Source organism: Sphingobacterium micropteri (assembly GCF_014692515.1).
Taxonomy (GTDB): Bacteria; Bacteroidota; Bacteroidia; order Sphingobacteriales; family Sphingobacteriaceae; genus Sphingobacterium; species Sphingobacterium micropteri.
Map to the genome: position 1 here is coordinate 182,193 of NZ_JACOIK010000001.1, position 17,273 is coordinate 199,465.

17 protein-coding genes and 1 tRNA gene are annotated in these 17,273 nt (G+C 41.3%); 6 read left to right on the plus strand and 12 right to left on the minus strand.

Annotated features, from left to right (window positions below):
• Nucleotides 1-9: 9 nt before the first annotated feature.
• Nucleotides 10-693 carry a SprT-like domain-containing protein gene (locus tag H8B06_RS00715; RefSeq protein WP_317170816.1) on the minus strand — a complete coding sequence of 228 codons (684 nt, stop codon included), beginning with the start codon at nucleotides 691-693 and terminating at the stop codon, nucleotides 10-12.
• A 42-nt stretch (nucleotides 694-735) separates the two neighbouring features.
• On the opposite strand from H8B06_RS00715, the gene recN reads away from it, so the two are divergent.
• Nucleotides 736-2,397: a DNA repair protein RecN gene (gene recN, locus H8B06_RS00720; protein ID WP_190992363.1), complete on the plus strand. Its 1,662-nt coding sequence runs from the start codon at nucleotides 736-738 to the stop codon at nucleotides 2,395-2,397.
• 22 nt (nucleotides 2,398-2,419) lie between these two features.
• Here the strand turns inward: recN and H8B06_RS00725 are convergent, their stop codons facing one another.
• Nucleotides 2,420-2,809 carry a hypothetical protein gene (locus H8B06_RS00725; RefSeq protein WP_190992364.1) on the minus strand — a complete coding sequence of 130 codons (390 nt, stop codon included), beginning with the start codon at nucleotides 2,807-2,809 and terminating at the stop codon, nucleotides 2,420-2,422.
• Between the two features lie 274 nt (nucleotides 2,810-3,083).
• Between H8B06_RS00725 and H8B06_RS00730 the strand changes: the two genes are divergently transcribed.
• Nucleotides 3,084-5,738, plus strand: a complete 2,655-nt coding sequence (locus H8B06_RS00730) for a TonB-dependent receptor (protein WP_190992365.1) — start codon at nucleotides 3,084-3,086, stop codon at nucleotides 5,736-5,738.
• Nucleotides 5,739-6,413: 675 nt separating this feature from the next.
• Entirely contained in the window at nucleotides 6,414-7,034 is a 621-nt protein-coding gene (locus tag H8B06_RS00735; protein WP_190992366.1) for a fibronectin type III domain-containing protein, read from the plus strand.
• Here the strand turns inward: H8B06_RS00735 and H8B06_RS00740 are convergent.
• From H8B06_RS00740 to H8B06_RS00750, 3 genes are all read right to left on the minus strand, one after another.
• Nucleotides 7,022-7,975 carry a bifunctional metallophosphatase/5'-nucleotidase gene (locus H8B06_RS00740; protein ID WP_190992367.1) on the minus strand — a complete coding sequence of 318 codons (954 nt, stop codon included), beginning with the start codon at nucleotides 7,973-7,975 and terminating at the stop codon, nucleotides 7,022-7,024. The genes H8B06_RS00735 and H8B06_RS00740 overlap by 13 nt on opposite strands.
• Nucleotides 7,950-8,702 carry a 5'-nucleotidase C-terminal domain-containing protein gene (locus H8B06_RS00745; RefSeq protein WP_223857398.1) on the minus strand — a complete coding sequence of 251 codons (753 nt, stop codon included), beginning with the start codon at nucleotides 8,700-8,702 and terminating at the stop codon, nucleotides 7,950-7,952. The genes H8B06_RS00740 and H8B06_RS00745 overlap by 26 nt, the downstream gene beginning before the upstream one ends.
• Nucleotides 8,703-8,806: 104 nt before the next feature.
• Nucleotides 8,807-9,367 (minus strand): type 1 glutamine amidotransferase domain-containing protein, encoded by a 561-nt coding sequence (locus H8B06_RS00750; protein ID WP_190992368.1) that lies wholly within the window; start codon nucleotides 9,365-9,367, stop codon nucleotides 8,807-8,809.
• Between the two features lie 288 nt (nucleotides 9,368-9,655).
• On the opposite strand from H8B06_RS00750, the gene H8B06_RS00755 reads away from it, so the two are divergent.
• On the plus strand, nucleotides 9,656-11,182 hold the full coding sequence (locus tag H8B06_RS00755) for an FAD-dependent oxidoreductase (protein WP_190992369.1): 1,527 nt from the start codon (nucleotides 9,656-9,658) through the stop codon (nucleotides 11,180-11,182).
• Between the two features lie 4 nt (nucleotides 11,183-11,186).
• Here the strand turns inward: H8B06_RS00755 and H8B06_RS00760 are convergent, their stop codons facing one another.
• From H8B06_RS00760 to H8B06_RS00780, 5 genes are all read right to left on the minus strand, one after another.
• Nucleotides 11,187-12,254: an AI-2E family transporter gene (locus tag H8B06_RS00760; RefSeq protein ID WP_190992370.1), complete on the minus strand. Its 1,068-nt coding sequence runs from the start codon at nucleotides 12,252-12,254 to the stop codon at nucleotides 11,187-11,189.
• Nucleotides 12,255-12,301: 47 nt separating this feature from the next.
• On the minus strand, nucleotides 12,302-12,907 hold the full coding sequence (locus H8B06_RS00765) for a hypothetical protein (protein ID WP_190992371.1): 606 nt from the start codon (nucleotides 12,905-12,907) through the stop codon (nucleotides 12,302-12,304).
• A gap of 20 nt (nucleotides 12,908-12,927) precedes the next feature.
• Nucleotides 12,928-13,329 (minus strand): hypothetical protein, encoded by a 402-nt coding sequence (locus tag H8B06_RS00770; RefSeq protein ID WP_190992372.1) that lies wholly within the window; start codon nucleotides 13,327-13,329, stop codon nucleotides 12,928-12,930.
• A 120-nt stretch (nucleotides 13,330-13,449) separates the two neighbouring features.
• Nucleotides 13,450-13,707, minus strand: a complete 258-nt coding sequence (locus tag H8B06_RS00775) for a SemiSWEET transporter (protein ID WP_190992373.1) — start codon at nucleotides 13,705-13,707, stop codon at nucleotides 13,450-13,452.
• A 325-nt stretch (nucleotides 13,708-14,032) separates the two neighbouring features.
• Complete coding sequence (locus H8B06_RS00780) at nucleotides 14,033-14,932, minus strand: diacylglycerol/lipid kinase family protein (RefSeq protein ID WP_190992374.1); 900 nt, start codon at nucleotides 14,930-14,932, stop codon at nucleotides 14,033-14,035.
• A gap of 75 nt (nucleotides 14,933-15,007) precedes the next feature.
• On the opposite strand from H8B06_RS00780, the gene surE reads away from it, so the two are divergent.
• Nucleotides 15,008-15,739: a 5'/3'-nucleotidase SurE gene (gene surE / locus H8B06_RS00785; RefSeq protein WP_190992375.1), complete on the plus strand. Its 732-nt coding sequence runs from the start codon at nucleotides 15,008-15,010 to the stop codon at nucleotides 15,737-15,739.
• 53 nt (nucleotides 15,740-15,792) lie between these two features.
• Nucleotides 15,793-16,815 (plus strand): aldo/keto reductase, encoded by a 1,023-nt coding sequence (locus tag H8B06_RS00790; RefSeq protein WP_190992376.1) that lies wholly within the window; start codon nucleotides 15,793-15,795, stop codon nucleotides 16,813-16,815.
• Nucleotides 16,816-16,875: 60 nt separating this feature from the next.
• Here H8B06_RS00790 and H8B06_RS00795 read toward each other — a convergent pair whose 3' ends face one another.
• Both H8B06_RS00795 and H8B06_RS00800 read right to left on the minus strand, forming a co-directional pair.
• Complete coding sequence (locus H8B06_RS00795) at nucleotides 16,876-17,055, minus strand: spore protein (RefSeq protein ID WP_190992377.1); 180 nt, start codon at nucleotides 17,053-17,055, stop codon at nucleotides 16,876-16,878.
• Between the two features lie 28 nt (nucleotides 17,056-17,083).
• A tRNA-Cys gene (locus H8B06_RS00800) sits at nucleotides 17,084-17,154 on the minus strand.
• Nucleotides 17,155-17,273: the final 119 nt, after the last annotated feature.

The following is a 17,273-nucleotide window of genomic DNA, read 5'->3' on the forward strand; positions in this document are numbered from 1 at the left end:
GTTACAAGATTATTTTGGAATACTCTCCGTATCCGTTAGTAATACTACTTCCGCAATAGGATGGATAAGGTATATGCGATCCGTACTCAACTCTCTACACTTGTATCGTTTTCGGAGTTTTTCCCCTTTTTGGAAGATGCGCCCATTTTGGAGGGCAAAGATACTCTCGTCTGGTATGGACTCTATAGTATGCTGTCCTGTTGGTTCTTTGTCGTACTTTTTAAGTATCCGATATAAGTTTATATCTGTACAGCTTGAGGCCGCCGGATTTTCCATGTAGCGGATAATAGCCTCCAAGATATCGGACGGGAAGATGTCCAGATGAAGGAACGGTTGCATGAGTTCTTTATAATGTTGCTTCCACTCCGGACCATGTGGTTTTACACGCTGTTTATACTGTTGCCAAGTTTGTAGATGTGCAAATTCGTGTATCGTCGTGATCAGAAAAGCATAGGGGTTGAGATCGTGATTGACCGATATCTTGTGTGGTGCGCCGCGGAAAGGAGCCATATAATCGCCCAACTTTGTCGTCCGGCTTCGTGAAATACGGAATCGACAGCCGGTATCATTAATCCACGCAGAAATAATCGGGGCTGCGGCTTCCGGCATATATTGACTAAGTTGTTTGGAAAAATCGGGCATGTGTGACAAACATATTGATTTTTTTCGAGACGGTTGTTTTATTTTTTTCATGCCCACCAAAATCATTATCTTTGATAGCACGAACGAGAAGCCATGCTGAATAGACTTTTTATCAAGAATTATGCATTGATTGAGAACCTGGATATCCAATTTGATAAGGGGCTGAATATTATTACCGGAGAAACTGGGGCCGGTAAATCCATTATGATGGGGGCGTTGGGGCTTATATTGGGCAACCGTGCGGAGGGAAAGCATTTTTTTCGGGAGGACCAAAAGTGTGTGATAGAGGGCTTCTTCAAGATAGATGCTTACGGTCTACACGATTTTTTTCAGGAAAATGATTTGGAATACGACGACCAAACGATTATTCGCCGGGAAATAGCCATTGACGGGAAGTCACGTGCTTTTGTGAACGATTCTCCCGTGACCCTAAATGTTCTACGGTTGTTAGGCGAACAGCTGATTGATATCCATTCACAGCACGCTACGCTGCAATTGAATACAGAACGTTTTCAATTGATGATATTGGATAATGTCGCAAAGAATCATGGCGTTCTACACGATTATAAACAACATCTGTCGAAATACAAACAACAGCAAGAATCGTTAAACCGTCTGCGGGAAGATATTGCAGGGGCGAATGCCGCGTTAGACTTTAACCAGTTTCAATTTGATGAATTAGATCAAGCCCATTTGGAAGAAGGAGAACAGGAAAAGCTCGAAGCCGAACTGAGCCAACTGGAAAATGCAGAAGAGATAAAAAGAGGACTTTTACGTGCGCATCATTTATTGAGCGAAAGCGAACAATCTATCACTTTTTCGTTAAAAGATACGTTGCAACAACTTCAGGCTGTGCAACTTTTCATGCCTGCTGTGGAAGAACTAGCAGCACGTCTACAAAGTGCATGGATTGAAGTGAAAGATATCGCAGATGAAGTCAGTGCCAAGGAACAAGACGTGTTTATGGATGAAGGACGGTTAGTGGAAGTTAATGAGCGATTGAGCCTATTATATAGCTTGCAAAAAAAACACCGGGTAGAGGCTGTGGCGGAGCTTATTACGTTACGAGATGAGCTCGAGCAAAAGATTTTGGTGGTAGCTAATCAAGGCGAACAATTGGCTGCTTTAGAGCAAGAGGTGGCCGGATGTTTGAACCTGTTGGAAAAAGCAGCGATGCGTCTTCATGAGACACGGCAGCAAGCTGTTGGTCAGGTAGAGGAATATGTCCAGACCGTATTGGCAGCGGTCGGCATGCCAAATGCCCAATTAAAAATAGAACTTTCCTTATTAGAAATTGATAAATACAAAACCACAGGTGCGGATGAGATCCGGTTTCTTTTTTCTGCGAATAAAGGACAATCTTTACAGGCTATACATCGCGTGGCATCTGGAGGAGAACTATCCCGTGTCATGCTTGCGGTTAAATCGCTTGTGGCACAAACATCTGCATTGCCCACCATTATATTCGATGAAATAGACACCGGTATTTCGGGCGAAGTGGCGTTGAAAGTGGGGGAGATTATGGAACATTTAGCCGGCAACATGCAAGTACTCGCTATTACACACTTGCCGCAGATCGCGTCAAAGGGCCAGGCCCATTTTAAGGTGTTTAAGCAAGATGAGGGCGATAAAACCAAAACGGATATTTCATTATTGGCGAAGCAAGACCGCGTATTGGAAGTCGCACAAATGCTCAGCGGTGCAAATCCGGGTGCATCAGCTTTGCAGCATGCAAAAGAGTTGATTGAAAGGTAAACCAACTAGACGATAGGGTCTCCTATCGTCTAGTTGAGTTTTTTCGATCTCTATATCGATCCAGAATTCGTTGTGTCATCGCATTATCCATTTGCCAATCTTCTCCGGGTCCCCATTCCACGACTTCTTTATTGACAAAATAAACCCAAATCGGTCTGTTTTCATGTTCCTTGGTATAGGAGTTATATTCTAGACGTAAATATTCATATACTTCCAACGGCCCATCGTCGGTAGACTGTGCCGCAACAACTATATTGGGCTTTCCGATTTTTTCAACAACGGTATGTTGTAACATGCCTATACTGATTAAGCTCATATCTGCATTGATCCTTTGGTATTTCATGGCCGTGCAGGATGCGAAAAGGATGATGCCTGCAAATAGTATTACTCGTAGGGTTTTGTTGTGTATCATGTGCTTGGTGTTTTATCGTTTGACGTAAAAATTCGGACAAAGATTAATAAAGAAACTTATATTTTATCATACATTTTATTTTGTTCGATTCCGTGTTAAAACAAAATAAAATACATGTATTTTTATTGTTAAACGAATAATTGATGTTTAAGTCTGTTTAATTCCGTATTAAGTTTGTGTTAAGTGGTGGTATTGTTCATATATATAACATAACTTTGCACCGTAAGTTTCAGTACAAACAACAAACTAAAAAACAACAAACTAAAAGTTGGTTATGAAAAAAATCTCTACTAGATTATCAGTTATCTTCATGCTGATGTTGCTTTGTAATGCTGTTTCGGCACAAACAGTATTGCGAGGAGTGGTTACGGATGGTAAGGAGCCGATTGTAGGTGCTTCTGTAGCCATTCAAGGTACGACGGTGGGTACTTCTACAGATGGCAGTGGTGTGTTTACGTTAAATTCGCCTATTGACGTGGGAACTTTGATAGTGCGGTTTCTCGGTTTTCTTCCACATGAAGTAAACTTCTCCGAAAATGGTGCTGATTTAGGAACCATTATTCTAAATGCCGACAATTCACAAAATTTAGATGAAGTTGTCGTTGTTGGTAAAGGGGTGATCGACATCGCCGATAGAAAAACTCCGATTGCCGCGTCAACTATAACCCCTTTAGAAATTCAAGAAAAGGGTTTAGGTAACGTCGAATTTCCCGAGGTGATGAAAAATACACCATCCGTGTATGTTGCAGATCAAGCTGGTGGTTTTGGTGATTCCAAAATGTTTGTACGTGGATTTGATCAATCAAATACAGCTTTCTTGTTGAACGGACAACCTATCAACGGAATGGAAGATGGAAATATGTATTGGTCAAACTGGGCAGGGATGACTGATGTAGCCAGTTTTATCCAAATCCAAAGAGGTCTAGGTTCATCTAAATTAGCCATTTCTTCTGTCGGAGGTACCGTGAATATTGTAACGAAAGCTACAGAGATGCAAAAAGGGGGATATGTGAGAATGACAACCGGTAATGACGGCTACGCCAAAGCGACGATCGGGTATAACACAGGTTTACAAGGTAAATGGGGATTGTCGTTTATGCTCGATGGCTGGAGAGGTGATCGAAAATATGCTATCGGAACAGCTGGCGCAGGGCAGAACTATTTCGTCTCTGTTGGTTTTAAACCAAATGACAATCATAATTTTAATTTCATGGTTTTGGGTTCGCCGCAATGGCATGATCAAAACTATTCGAAACCATTAGAATCCTCTTATAGGAATAACGGAGCGATCTTAGCGACACCGGGTTACGATATTACTGGAGTGAAAGGAAACTCAAACTACGGTTGGTATAATGGCGAAGGTCTTTCCCAAAGAAGAAACTATTATCATAAACCAGTGAGCAATTTAAACTGGGATTGGACAATAAGCGAGAAATCTTCCTTATCTACCGTAATTTATGCTTCGGTCGGAAAGGGTGGAGGAACAGGACTTCTAGGGAATGGTCCCGGATATACGCCTAATGGTTTCTCCGCGGAAAACGGAACAACGAATTGGGATGCGTTGGCTGAATTAAATGCTGGATTGCCTGGTGGTATATCCAATGGAAATAACGGAACAGTTTTAAGAGCTTCAGCTAATAACCATTTTTGGTACGGTTTAGTGACAAACTATACTTTTGATACGCAAAAGAATTGGTCTTTTAATGTGGGAACTGATTTACGTTTTTATGAGGGAGATCATTTTCAACAACTGATAAATCTTCTAGGGACTAACGGACGGAGAGCTGGTTCAGCGGATTATAATGTTAATCGTCCAGAGGACTACGCCGTATCCAAAACCTTTTCAACTAATCCGTGGTCTGCTTTGTTCAAGAGTGCAAAAGTTGATGAGCGTGTAGGATATGACAATTCAGAAAAGATTAACTACCAAGGGTTATTCGGACAAGCAGAGTACAGCAGTGACAGTTTCACTGCTTTTATTCAAGGATCGATATCTAATCAATCTTACCAGAAGATAGACCGTTGGAATTATATTGGAGAAGCTAAGTCTGATTTTGAAAAGAAATTTGGTTACAACATCAAAGGAGGTGCTTCTTATAGCATCGCTGATGACCATACATTCTTTGCAAATATTGGAAAGTATTCTCGTCAGCCATTCCTAGATAATATGTTCGTCTCTAACACGGTGGATCTAGCAGATCCGGCGGTAGATAATGAAGAAATTTTTGGGATCGAGGGTGGATATAAATTTGATAATTCCATTTTCCGTTTGAACCTTAATGCATATTATACAAAATGGGATAATCGTTTTACCGCTTATTCTTCTGATTTTTATGAAGTGGGTGGAACAGAATATGATGACGTAACCTATCTGTTTACTGGCGTTGGTCAACTACACAAAGGATTGGAGTTGGATTTCGATGCCAAAATTCTTCCGACGCTGACACTGAGAGGTTATGGGTCTATTGGAAACTGGAAATACGATGGAGAATCACCTTACCGCGTCCGTGATAATGACTCCTTTAATATTATTTTTGAAGATGAAGACGGACAAGACTTGACCGGTGTTCGTGTGGGTAATGCAGCACAGACAACAGTTGGCTTAGGAGCAAAATATTATATATTACCTCATTTTTCTATCGATGCAGACTTCAACCATTATGCTAGACTTTATGGTAACGTGGATATAGAAGATGTCATTGAATCGGCATTAGAGAATGAAGTATATCAATCGGAAAAGCTAGATAATTATAATATTGTAGATTTTGGGTTAAGCTATACTTTTAACTTAAAAAATGGTCAACATGTTAAGTTTAGAGGGAATATCAAAAATCTTCTTAATGAAGAATATTTCTCCAGAAGAGATGGATTTGGTTATTTCTATGGTTTGGGTACAACCTGGAATGCAGGATTGACTTACAGTTTTTAGTCCGTTTGTAGCCAAAAAAGTTTTAAGCAGAGCCGCGATTTTCGCGGTTCTGCTTTTTATATAATACCGCGCAATAACTATTGCTGCAACTACAGCAGTATAAACTACTATCAAGACAATGTAGTAGGGAAACCTAATGCACTAGCTCTATGACACAATGGTATATCTTGCTCGCGTAATCCACCAAAGCGCATACACAATCCCTTTTCCGCTACGCAGTTTGTTTTAATCGGTATCAGTTTCACGACAAAGTTTATGCAAAAATGACGAGCATCAATACATTCTCTGGCAAATCGTTTTTATTTTTCACCAATACGCCTGCATAAATTCTTAATCAGCATACATGCTGTGATAACTCTCATGCTATTTCTCGTAAAACGCATCGTTAAATTTCCAATGTGTATGTATTGCACCACTTCATGTATGCAGAGTGTGCAATAACGTATGCATTTTGGTAAATTATGCATGCAAAACGGTGAGTGTGTACTCATCTCAGAAATAGGTTTAGCGCGCTTTAAACCCATATTTTTCGATGATTTAGCCCCAAGGTGACTAAAAATGCAAAAAAAAGCGCACTTGTGCGGAAAAGTTTGCACACATAGACCCCATGTTTGATAGCAGCCTATTCTATATTTGATGCTGTAAACAATTTTTTTAAACTCTTAAATCTATATCATGATGGCAAAGCCTACATTATCTTCGAAAATTGGAACAGCAGCAAAGCTATTGACGTACGCGGAAAACGTGCTTAAAAAATCTATCGAAAACGCTGTGCTTTTTCCGCAGGCCGAATCCACTATCGCGGAATTGGAAGCTGCTCTGGAAGCCTACAGAAATGGCTTGGTGGAGGCTGCCTATCGTGACATGCGGCAAATTGTGATTAAAAACCAGCAGGCAGAAACATTAAAGCAGGTATTGTATCGGTATGCACTCTATGTGGAAATGGTAGCCAATGGCGATCCCAATATTATCTTAGCGGCAGGATATATTCCGAGCAAGAGTTCCACTGTATCTATCGGATTTTCGCCAAAGCCGCATAATTTGCGCGTGGAGATATATCAAGGCGGCAACAACGCTGTACAGTTGCGTGTCAATAGTTGGAGACCTGCCCGGTATTGCCAATTTGAATATCGCAAAGTCGGAAGCGGAAGCGAATGGACGAAAGTATTGAGCACAAAATCAAAAACGGTGATTCAAGATCTGGAACATTTGCAGGAATACGAGTTCCGGGTAACCTATCTGGGTGCTGATCCTACACCGAACTACAGTGATACGGTGCGGTGTTATATAGTATAAACTTTTTCCTCACCAACTGTATAATGCTGTGCGATTACTTTTTTCTCCCCCGTAGCTTTGTTGAAAATAACGTCTAGACGTCCTAACCGTATGCCGGCAAAACCTGCTTGGTTTACCCATACTTCCTTGCCATCCATATCTCGTACGCGGGCGGGCTCATCCAAGAAAGTGTGGGTGTGTCCGCCCAAAATGATGTCAACATGCCGGCTAGCAGCAGCGAGTTTTAGATCATCAATCTTATCGTCGTTATATTTGTATCCTAGATGAGAAAGACAAATGACCAAATCACATTTTTTATTTTCTTTGAGCATTTTGGCGATGCGGTTTACAACCGGAACAGGGTCGAGGTAGGTCATCCCCTTGTGGTTATTGGGATCCACTAAGCCGGTTACGTCGATGCCGACTCCGGTGAGGCCAATGCGGATCCCCCCTTTTTCGATGATGGTATATTCTTTTGTACGACCCGCTAATGAAGTTCCCGAAAAATCATAATTTGCCGTCAAAAAAGGGAAATTAGCGTTAGGAAGTTGTTCGGCGAGTCTCTCCATCCCGTTGTCAAATTCATGATTACCAAATGTGCCCGCTTCATAACCTAATGTAGACATTAATTCCAACTCTAACTTTCCATCAAACATGTTGAAGTAGGGAGTGCCTTGGAACATATCTCCGGAATCGACCAACAATACGTTTTTTTCCTCCCCGCGAATCTTGTTGATGAGTGTGCTTCGCCTAGCCACCCCGCCTAAACCTTGATTCCGCGAACCGTCCATTGGAAAAGGATCAATCCTGCTGTGTACATCGTTGGTGTGCAAAATCGTCAAACGTTTAGTTTTAGGAGCGGTTGCTGCTTGCGTTGGAAAGGCTCCGAATGTCGCCATCGCTGTTAACGTGAGCGATTGCTTGATAAAGCTTCTTCTATTTAATGATTTGAATTCTTCCATCTAATTGCGCTTGAACGTGCTTTCCTTGCTTTGTTATACCTGAAACATATTGCATCAAAGTTTCGCGAAGAAGTTGCGTATAATCTTCGCGAGCGATAGGTTTATCAAAAAATGTTACATAATCACCGCCATTTGCTAGATAATCATAGGTGGCGAGTTTATAATGAGCATCGGGATCGATCGGTTTGCCTTCTACCAAAAATTCCTTTGCCTTTCCATTTTCGATGACTAGCTCGATGCCACCAACCGGTTGCCCTCCAGTTTTGACCATATAATCTGCTAAACGTAACATATCGCCGCCGCTCAGTGTTAAAATGCATACTGCGTTTTCAAAGGGCATAACCTCGAATATATTGCCTACTGTTATATCTCCGGCATGGAGGTCTGCCCGAATTCCATCTTTGGTAGCAAAACTTGCCTGTACCTCTTGATCTAATTGTTTCCCTTTCCACAATAGTGCGTCTGCAAAGAAATTACCCATTAGGCTCTCCGGCGCATTGCGGTTACGCGTGATCGGACCTTCAGCATAACCGATTATGCGGTTCATTGCGGCTTCCAATTTTGCTTTATAAGGTGCATAATAGTTTATAATACTGCTGTCAGCAACGATCGAAGTGTCAATTTGATAATATTGCCCTTTATCTACTTGGTGATGAAGTTGTGTTTTACAGGAAAATAGCCATAGCGCAATAGAAAACAAAGAGCACCACCATACAGCACGTTTCATAACTTGAAATTTTTAGTAAAGCTAAAGATTAAAAACAAAAAGAAGAACATTTGTTGTTCTCCTTTTTGTTGTGTTTTCGTTAAAAAATAGTTGCTCCCGGAGCATTATGCATGTTGTCCATTGTGTGTTCCTTCCGCATATTCTTCTACAATTTTCCGATTAAAAGCAGGAAGGTCGTCTGGTGTGCGGCTTGTTACCAACCCCTGATCTGTCACCACCTGCGTATCTTCCCAACGTGCTTTTGCATTAATCAAATCTTTTTTGATAGCTGCCACTGAAGTGAGTTTGCGTCCCTCCACAACCTCCGCATCGATCAATACTTGAGGTCCGTGGCAGATGGCTGCAACAGGTTTGCCGGCAGCAAAAAAATCACGTACAAAAGAAAGTGCTCTTTCATTTGTGCGTAATTTATCCGGATTGATTACGCCTCCCGGAATCAGCAATCCATCATAGTCATCGATTCTTGCTTGATTTAACGGTATGTCAACCGGATATTCCTCATCCCACTCATCGCCTTTTTTCGAGCGCACAACCTTTTCTTGCGGCGAAACGATATCTACCTGTGCGCCCTCATTTTTCAAAGCCTCTTTCGGACTGGTCAATTCGATTTGTTCAAAACCATCTTCCGTCAAGATGGCGATTCTTTTTCCATTTAATTTTCCCATAGCACTTATCTTTTTAAAATTTTTACTTAGACATTCTTTAATCAAAGAACAACCGAAGAATTATCTAGTTCTGAGAAATTTAAAATACTGACACTGTCATTATTTACGGACTTTAATTAAGTGTCTCAAATGTTCTACCCCAACTATTGAAGCATCGTATTTTAATTTTAAAAAAGCGGAAAATACGTGGGACAACGTAATTCTACCTGTTTTGTAACGCTTAAGAAACAAGGAAGCTCTTTTGTGCATTCTATTTTAAGGAGATAGATAAGAAATAGACGAAATAATATGCAAAGAGACGGAATAAACAGGAGTATTTGGCAAGAGGTTGCTGCGCCAAAACTCTCCGCGCCCCGCGATCAAGAGCATGTCGAAGTAATTATTGTCGGTGCGGGTATCACCGGACTTACAGCAGCGTTAAAGCTGAAGGAAGCCGGTAAAAGCTGTGTCGTTATGGAAGCAAATACGATTGGATTTGGTACCACGGGTGGTACTTCTGCACATATAAATACGGTACTTGATACACCTTACACCGATATTATAGAACAACACGGTTTGGAAGGGGCGCGCGCGGTGTTGGCATCCACACGGAAAGCGATATCAATCATCAAGGAAAATAAAGACCGATATAAAATTGATTGTGACTTTATGTCCTGTTTGGGGTTTATGTATGCTGAAAATGATGAAGAGAAGAAAGAGCTTGCCGAAATAAAAGATGCATTGGAACAAATAGGGATTCCCTGTTCTGAAGTGGATGAAATTCCTGTTCCAGCGTCCTTTATTTATGGCATCGAATTTGATGAACAGGGGCGATTCCATCCTACTAAATACCTCGCTGGACTCGCCAACGCTTACAACAGTTTAGGCGGGCAAATCAGGGAAGGAACGATCGTGCAACAGGTGAAGGAGGAAAATGATGTGTTGTTTGTTAAAACCGCTGATGACGTTGTTTTTACTTCCGATTTTGTGCTATATGCTACACACACACCACCGGGTATACAATTGATGAATTTTCGCTTAGCGCCTTATAGAAGTTATATACAGGTATGGGAATTAGTTCGCCCGATAGATTTTCCGGAAGCGTTGGTATACGATATGCAGGAGCCTTTCCATTATTTCCGAACAGTAGAACATGGAGATAAATCCTATCTTTTAGTAGGTGGGCAGGATCATAAAACGGCTCACCATGACAACGAAAAAAAGAACTTTCGTGAGCTGGAAGCACATATACGAAGTCTCTATACTGTCAATAAAAAGATATATGAATGGTCGTCTCAATATTATGAGAGTCAAGATAGCTTGCCTTTTATCGGTTATTACCCTGGTAAGAAACATCACCGGGAGTTGCTATCGACGGGTTACGGTGGGAACGGCATGATTTTCGGGACATTGGGGGGCTCTATGATGGCAGATCTGGTATTGCATGGGAAGACAGATTTTCAAGACATTTATTCGCCTAGTCGTGTAGGACCCCTTTCGGCAATGCGTGATCTACTTGTCGAAAACTACGATGTAGCAAAACACTTTGTAAAAGACCGTCTCTTTTTGGAAGAGATAGACGAGCTAGCTGAATTGAGCCGTGGCGAAGGAAAGATATTGAATTATCAAGGGAAAAGGATAGGACTGTTCAAAGATGAGAAGGGTGAGTTGTTTGCTATTGACCCGGTATGTCGTCATGCAGCGTGTATTGTAAAATGGAATAACACCGAGCGAAGCTGGGACTGCCCATGTCATGGAGCGCGGTATGCTCCGGATGGAAGCCTGCTTAATGGACCTTCTGTCGCACCGCTAAAAGTATGGCAATTGGAAAGGTAGCCGGTTACCTCTTCCGCTTCCAAAATGATTTTTTAGCTTTTTTATCGCTGCCTATCAAATAGCCATAAGGCTGCAATCGGGGAATGCGGTCGCATATAATCTTGATCATACCCGTAACCGGAATGGCAAGTATCATGCCCGGAATACCCCACACCGCTTCTGCTGCCACTAAACTGAATATAGTAAACAACGGATTGATGTTAACCTCATTTCCTACGATAAGCGGCTCCAGCAGATACGTTTGAACAAATTGGACAAAGCCATATATCAATATAACCCCTACGATCATATTGGTATCACCACCTTGCGCCGTTACGCCCACTATCGTTATGGCCGTGCCTGTTAGGTTTCCTATGAAAGGAACAAGCTCTAATAATCCGCATATCACGGCAAAAAATAATGCATTTTCGACGCCAATGGCTGTAAACCCGAATCCATAAAGAATCCATAACACGACGATCATTTTGGCAAGCCCCGTTATATAATGAGCTGCTACCTGGCTTGCCGATTCGGCGATCTCGATCGTTTTTTCCCGGTCTTTGGATGGCGTTATTTTAAGCAAAAAGGTTTTCAGTCGAGCACGGTAGACGAGTAAAAGGTAAGTATACACCATCACTAAGATGAAATCCACAAGCAAACCAAAAAAGCCCGATGCCAGCTGTTGTACGGTGGAACCGTCTGTCGGTTGGCTTTTCATCTGCTCTTCCGCTATGGCTTGCTGTTTGGCCTGATCGATATCCAACCGATCCTGTATCCAGTGCTGTAAGCTGGAAAGTATCTGCGACAGGTTTTGCTTCAACGAACTGATTTGTTCGGCAAAATTTTGCAGCTGCCAACTCAACAGGAAGCCAATTCCTACAAGGCATACTATTAGTATACCGACCGCGATCAACGCAGTTGCCCAGCGAGGCATCCCTTTCTTTTCCATCCATACGGAAGGTGCGACAAACAACATGGATAAAATGCAGGCGATGGCCAGTGGAGCCAATATGCCTTTGCCATAATATAAGATAACTACAATTAAAACGAGGATGAAGGTTATTTGTAAAACTTTAGAAATTGATTTGCCCATGTTGTTTTTGTGAAGGTCCTTTACTTTTGAGTTGGTCATGGTGTGCATTAGTCGTTGTCAACGTCGCCGAGGCCTTCAACTAACGCTTTCCACTGTGGAAATGATGCGCCCATTTTTGCACCTAAACCCACCATAAAATTTCGCAAATTGTCCAGTATGGATGCATTGTCGGTATTGATGATTTCATTACGTCCGGCGTAGTGCAGATAAATATGACTGCCTTTTTGTTCGACAAGAAAAGACGAAGTGGCTAGTTGCTTGAAAAAGTGCGCTGTATCTGTACTACCCTGCGTTGGGTCGGCAGAAGGTCTTAGGGTTAAAAGGATACTAGCACCTTCGGTATCGGTGGTTTCCGTGATATCTTCTACTTGTACCCAATCGTATCCTTTGGCTGACGGGAGTCCAGGACCAGGGATATCTATTCGAATATAGTCCCCTTTTTGAACAATGCGCTCCATTGTGCTATTGGAAGCATCCTTGATGGTAAATGTGGCGGAGAGCGCTTTGGTAATCTCGTTCCAACGATTAACATCCAATAACCTGCTTCTTATGCGCTCAAAAAATCTCGTAGCCTCCTCGTGGGATGATAGATTTACGGACTTGAAACAGTCTAGGGATTTACCCGCTACCTGCTTCGGAATATTCTTTTCCATATGCTTGTTTTTATTTTCATCTAATCCCCTCCTGTGATATCCTCGTTGTCCTCAAGATTACTAATGTCTAGATTTTCCTCTTCTGAATCAGAAGGCGTATCAAATTCTTCTGTTTCTTGATTTCTGTCGGGTTGTTCATCTGTATCCGCTGTATAATTGGTATCCTCTTGGAGAGGTTCTGCATCGACTAAATCAGAATCCCGAAGGTCGTCTGTGGGATTTTCCCGATATACATCATCTGCACCTCCTATAATAGGGTCTTTATTAATTTCCTGACCTTTTGCGTCTCCAAATTCTTCATCTTGCTCTCCGGGAATAATGGAAATCGTCGTTATTATAATATGTATTGTCTTTCTAAACACTATTTTATGACATGCTTTCATCTGATTATTTTTATTTTGCAACTCCGCTTCATCGTTCATTTTTATTATTGAACAATCGATTTACTTTTATGTTTAAAAAGACTAATCCCTTGTCGCTAGACTATATACCTGGGTCTTTATGACATACACTATATACGTGATGATAAGTTTGCTATTATCTTAGTTATTTTTGCTAAACAAAAAGTAACAGATTAACAAGGTCGCATTGACGAAGACGGAAAACGCGTTTGATAGAATAATAGGCCATTCGTTGAGCATGATACCATAAGCCACCCATAAAGAGACACCTGTTAATAAAATAGTAATCATATAAGGAGAGATGTTTTCTACATCTTTTTCCTTTAGGATCTTTATCAATTGTGGCAGCATCGAAATGGAGGTTAATATTCCGGCCGCAATTCCAATTATTGTTTCCATATTGTTTTATTAAAGTACGCGAGGCGGCCAAAATTGTTTTTCAAGTTGTTTTATAAAAAAAATCCTGAGGCGGGGAACCTCAGGATTTTTAACTAACTAACCAATTATAAACCTAAATTATGAAGTACCATTATAACTCCAATTTCCATGCCTTTCGTATGTACATAGTGTAGATTTAACACCTCTTAACATATATTTCGAAAAGCATAGGGTAATTGACGAATCTGTGACATATCGAACTTTTACTTATGATCCTTCGTACTGTCAAGAATGCAAAACTTACGACAAAAATGCAGCTAGCAACATCCTTTTTGGCAGGTTGGGATTATATGAGGAAATTAAGTCCGTGCTCCCGTACACCGATAGCGAGAGACCCATTTGATATAGTCATATATTTATCATCAATATGAATGTTCCTGTTCGTAGATTGTATCTCCAAGTTTGCTGCTCGAAGCGTCTGAAAATCAAATGATGTTTTTTCTTGATGAATGATTCTTCTGATATGTAGTGCGAAAGCCTCCCGTTCTCTTTCGGGAATCAATACCACATCTAAATAACCATCATCTAATTGCGCACTCGGGGCTAACATAAGATTGGGCCCGATGGAGGGGATATTCATGATTTCCAATAGCAGATACTTGCCTTCATACATTTTGTCATCTGCGTGAATAATATAATGATGTGCTTCTGTGGTTCGTATAATTTCATACAGCTTTTCCAAAGCCAATTGTAATTGTTCGTCTGTATTTTCTAGATGGCTGACATCGATCTTATCCATTGTTTGGATAAGCGTAGGAAATACGCCATACCCTACGCCTTCCAGAAAAAAATTAGAACTGTCGTCGTATTTCAGAATCCCCATGTCGAATCGCCGTTGTTTGCCATTTTTCCAGGCGTTTACATGATCCTCAAAGCTTGTTTCTTTGTGTATGGAGAATGTTTTAGATAGATTGTTTGCCGTTCCCATGGGTAAGAGTGCCATGGTTATCTTTTTGTCTAAGTTATCTTTTTGAAAAAGCTCCTTGACGACTCTGCGCACGGTTCCATCGCCGCCTGCCACGACAACAAAATCTACATCATATAGATGTTCCTTCCACTGTTCATCTTTTTTGATCGAAAAATAGGTGCACTGATACCCTGCTTTCTCGATAGCTTTAATAAGATCAGCCTTAAAATGATCCTCGTCACCCGCTTGGGGATTATGTAATAAAGTTACTCGTTTCATATATGTTATTTAATATGAGAACATTTTGGGGGGCTTAATTGTTGTTAAATTAAGAAAAATAAATACGAAAATATTATGAGGATATTAGTGACGAATGACGATGGTATATATAGTCCGGGGATCGCAGCCTTGGCAAAAGTAGCAAAGAATTTTGGCGAGGTTCGGGTGGTTGCACCAGATGTAGAGCAGTCTTCTATGGGGCATGCGGTAACACATTCAAGACCGTTAGGTTATAAAAAATCGCCTATTGAGTTTCCGGATATAGAAGCTCATCGTGTAAATGGAACTCCTGCTGATTGTGTAGCGATGGGAATGCATCTATGGAAAAATGTAGATGTGGTTTTATCAGGGATTAATATGGGACCCAATTTGGGAAATTCGATGTGGCATTCGGGAACACTGGCGGCAGCGAAGCAGGCGGTATTGTTTGGTGTCAAGGGAGTAGCTCTCAGTACGCCAGTTGGAAAAGATGAGCCTGATTTCGAACATTTAGAAACATATGTGGCAAAGACATTGGAGCTTTTATTGAAAAATGACGAATTGGCCTTATACAATGTCAATTTTCCGCCTGACCCTACTGATATTGCATGGACAAGACAGTCCGTGCGATTATATGATGGTACGATCGTGCCCGGAACCGACCCGTTGGGTAGAAAGCACTATTGGTTTACGGTGACGCCACTAGATCCGGCGGAAGAAGGAACCGATCGTTGGGCCGTAGAAAATAACATGGTCTCGATTACCCCATTACGTCTGGATCTGACCGATGAAGAGATATTGAGTGAGAAAAAAAAATTATTGGTTTAGCTTAATTATATATATTATTGCACCCATTCGTTCGATTAAGAAAAGAACATAAAATGGAAAACAGCAATAAACGTCCAAATTTAGGACATCAACTACCCTCAGTTGTATTCGGAACAAGTGGATTGGGAAATTTATATGTGGAGCTGCCTTTCGAAGAAAAATTGGCCATTGTGGGAGAGTGTATAAAACACGCCCCCGGAAAAGCAGTCTTTGATACGGCGGGAAAGTATGGCGCAGGTCTCTCGTTAGAATCGATAGGCGAAAGTTTAAGGCAATTAGGCGTGCCTCCATCCGACGTGTTGATCAGTAATAAACTAGGTTGGTATCAAGTGCCCCTGACGACAACGGAACCTACATTTGAACCCGGTGTATGGAAAGGATTGAAAAACGATGCGGTGCAGAAAATAAGTTATGAGGGTATTTTAGCGTGTTTTCATCAAGGCAACGCGTTATTGGGGGATTATACAGCACAGTTAGTTTCGGTTCATGATCCTGATGAATATTTAGCTACTGCAAGTAGTCCAGAAGAAGAAGAAGCACTTTATCGCGATATTTTAGACGCCTATCGCGCGCTTGCAGAGCTGAAGGCCGACGGTAAAGTCTTAGGTATTGGGGTTGGTGCAAAAAATTGGAAGATTATCCAACGGATAGCGAATGATGTTGTGTTAGACTGGGCGATGATAGCCAATAGCCTCACCGTACATAGCCATCCGAAAGCACTTGTTGATTTTATAGAAGGACTGGGGGGAAAGGGTGTCGCTGTTATTAACTCGGCTGTATTTAATGGTGGTTTTTTGGTGGGAAGTGATTACTATAATTATCAACTTATTGATAGGAATACGGAAGAGGGGAGTGTACTATATGCCTGGCGGGATAAATTCTGGGCGTTGTGTGCCAAGTTTGACATATTACCAGCCGAGGCCTGTTTTAACTTTGGATTTAATATCACGGGTGTCCGTAGTGTTGCATTGAATACCACGAAATCGGAAAAAGTTCGTATCAACGCTGCTATGGCTATGAAAGATATTCCAGCTGATTTTTGGAGAGCGATGCGAGAAGAGGGGCTTATATTATAAAGTAAAAGGAGAATGCAATTGCATTCTCCTTCTTATTCTATCATAGTTCAGAAACAAGTACTATTTCGCTTCAGCAGCTAATTTGTCTAAGATCGCGTTGTTCTTTGTGATTTGGCTATCTTTCGGCATTTCGCTTCTTGATCCCAATTCCACATTACGACCTAATTTCAAAAACTGTACTTCCATACGTGAAGTAGTTTTATTTCTTCTATCTTTTCTTTTTAAACGTGTAACTCCCATGGTTCAATTTTTTTTATCTTTAAAAGCGAGGTCGGAAGCGGATTCGAACCGCTGTAGGAGGTTTTGCAGACCTCAGCCTAGCCACTCGGCCATCCGACCCTTTCCCGTTCAAGGGAATGCAAAAATAAAACTTACTTTTGATATATCCAATAGTTTAGCGCGCAATATTTATTTTAGTGATGAGTGGTTAGTGGGGTAGAAAGTTAAGAAGTTAGAAA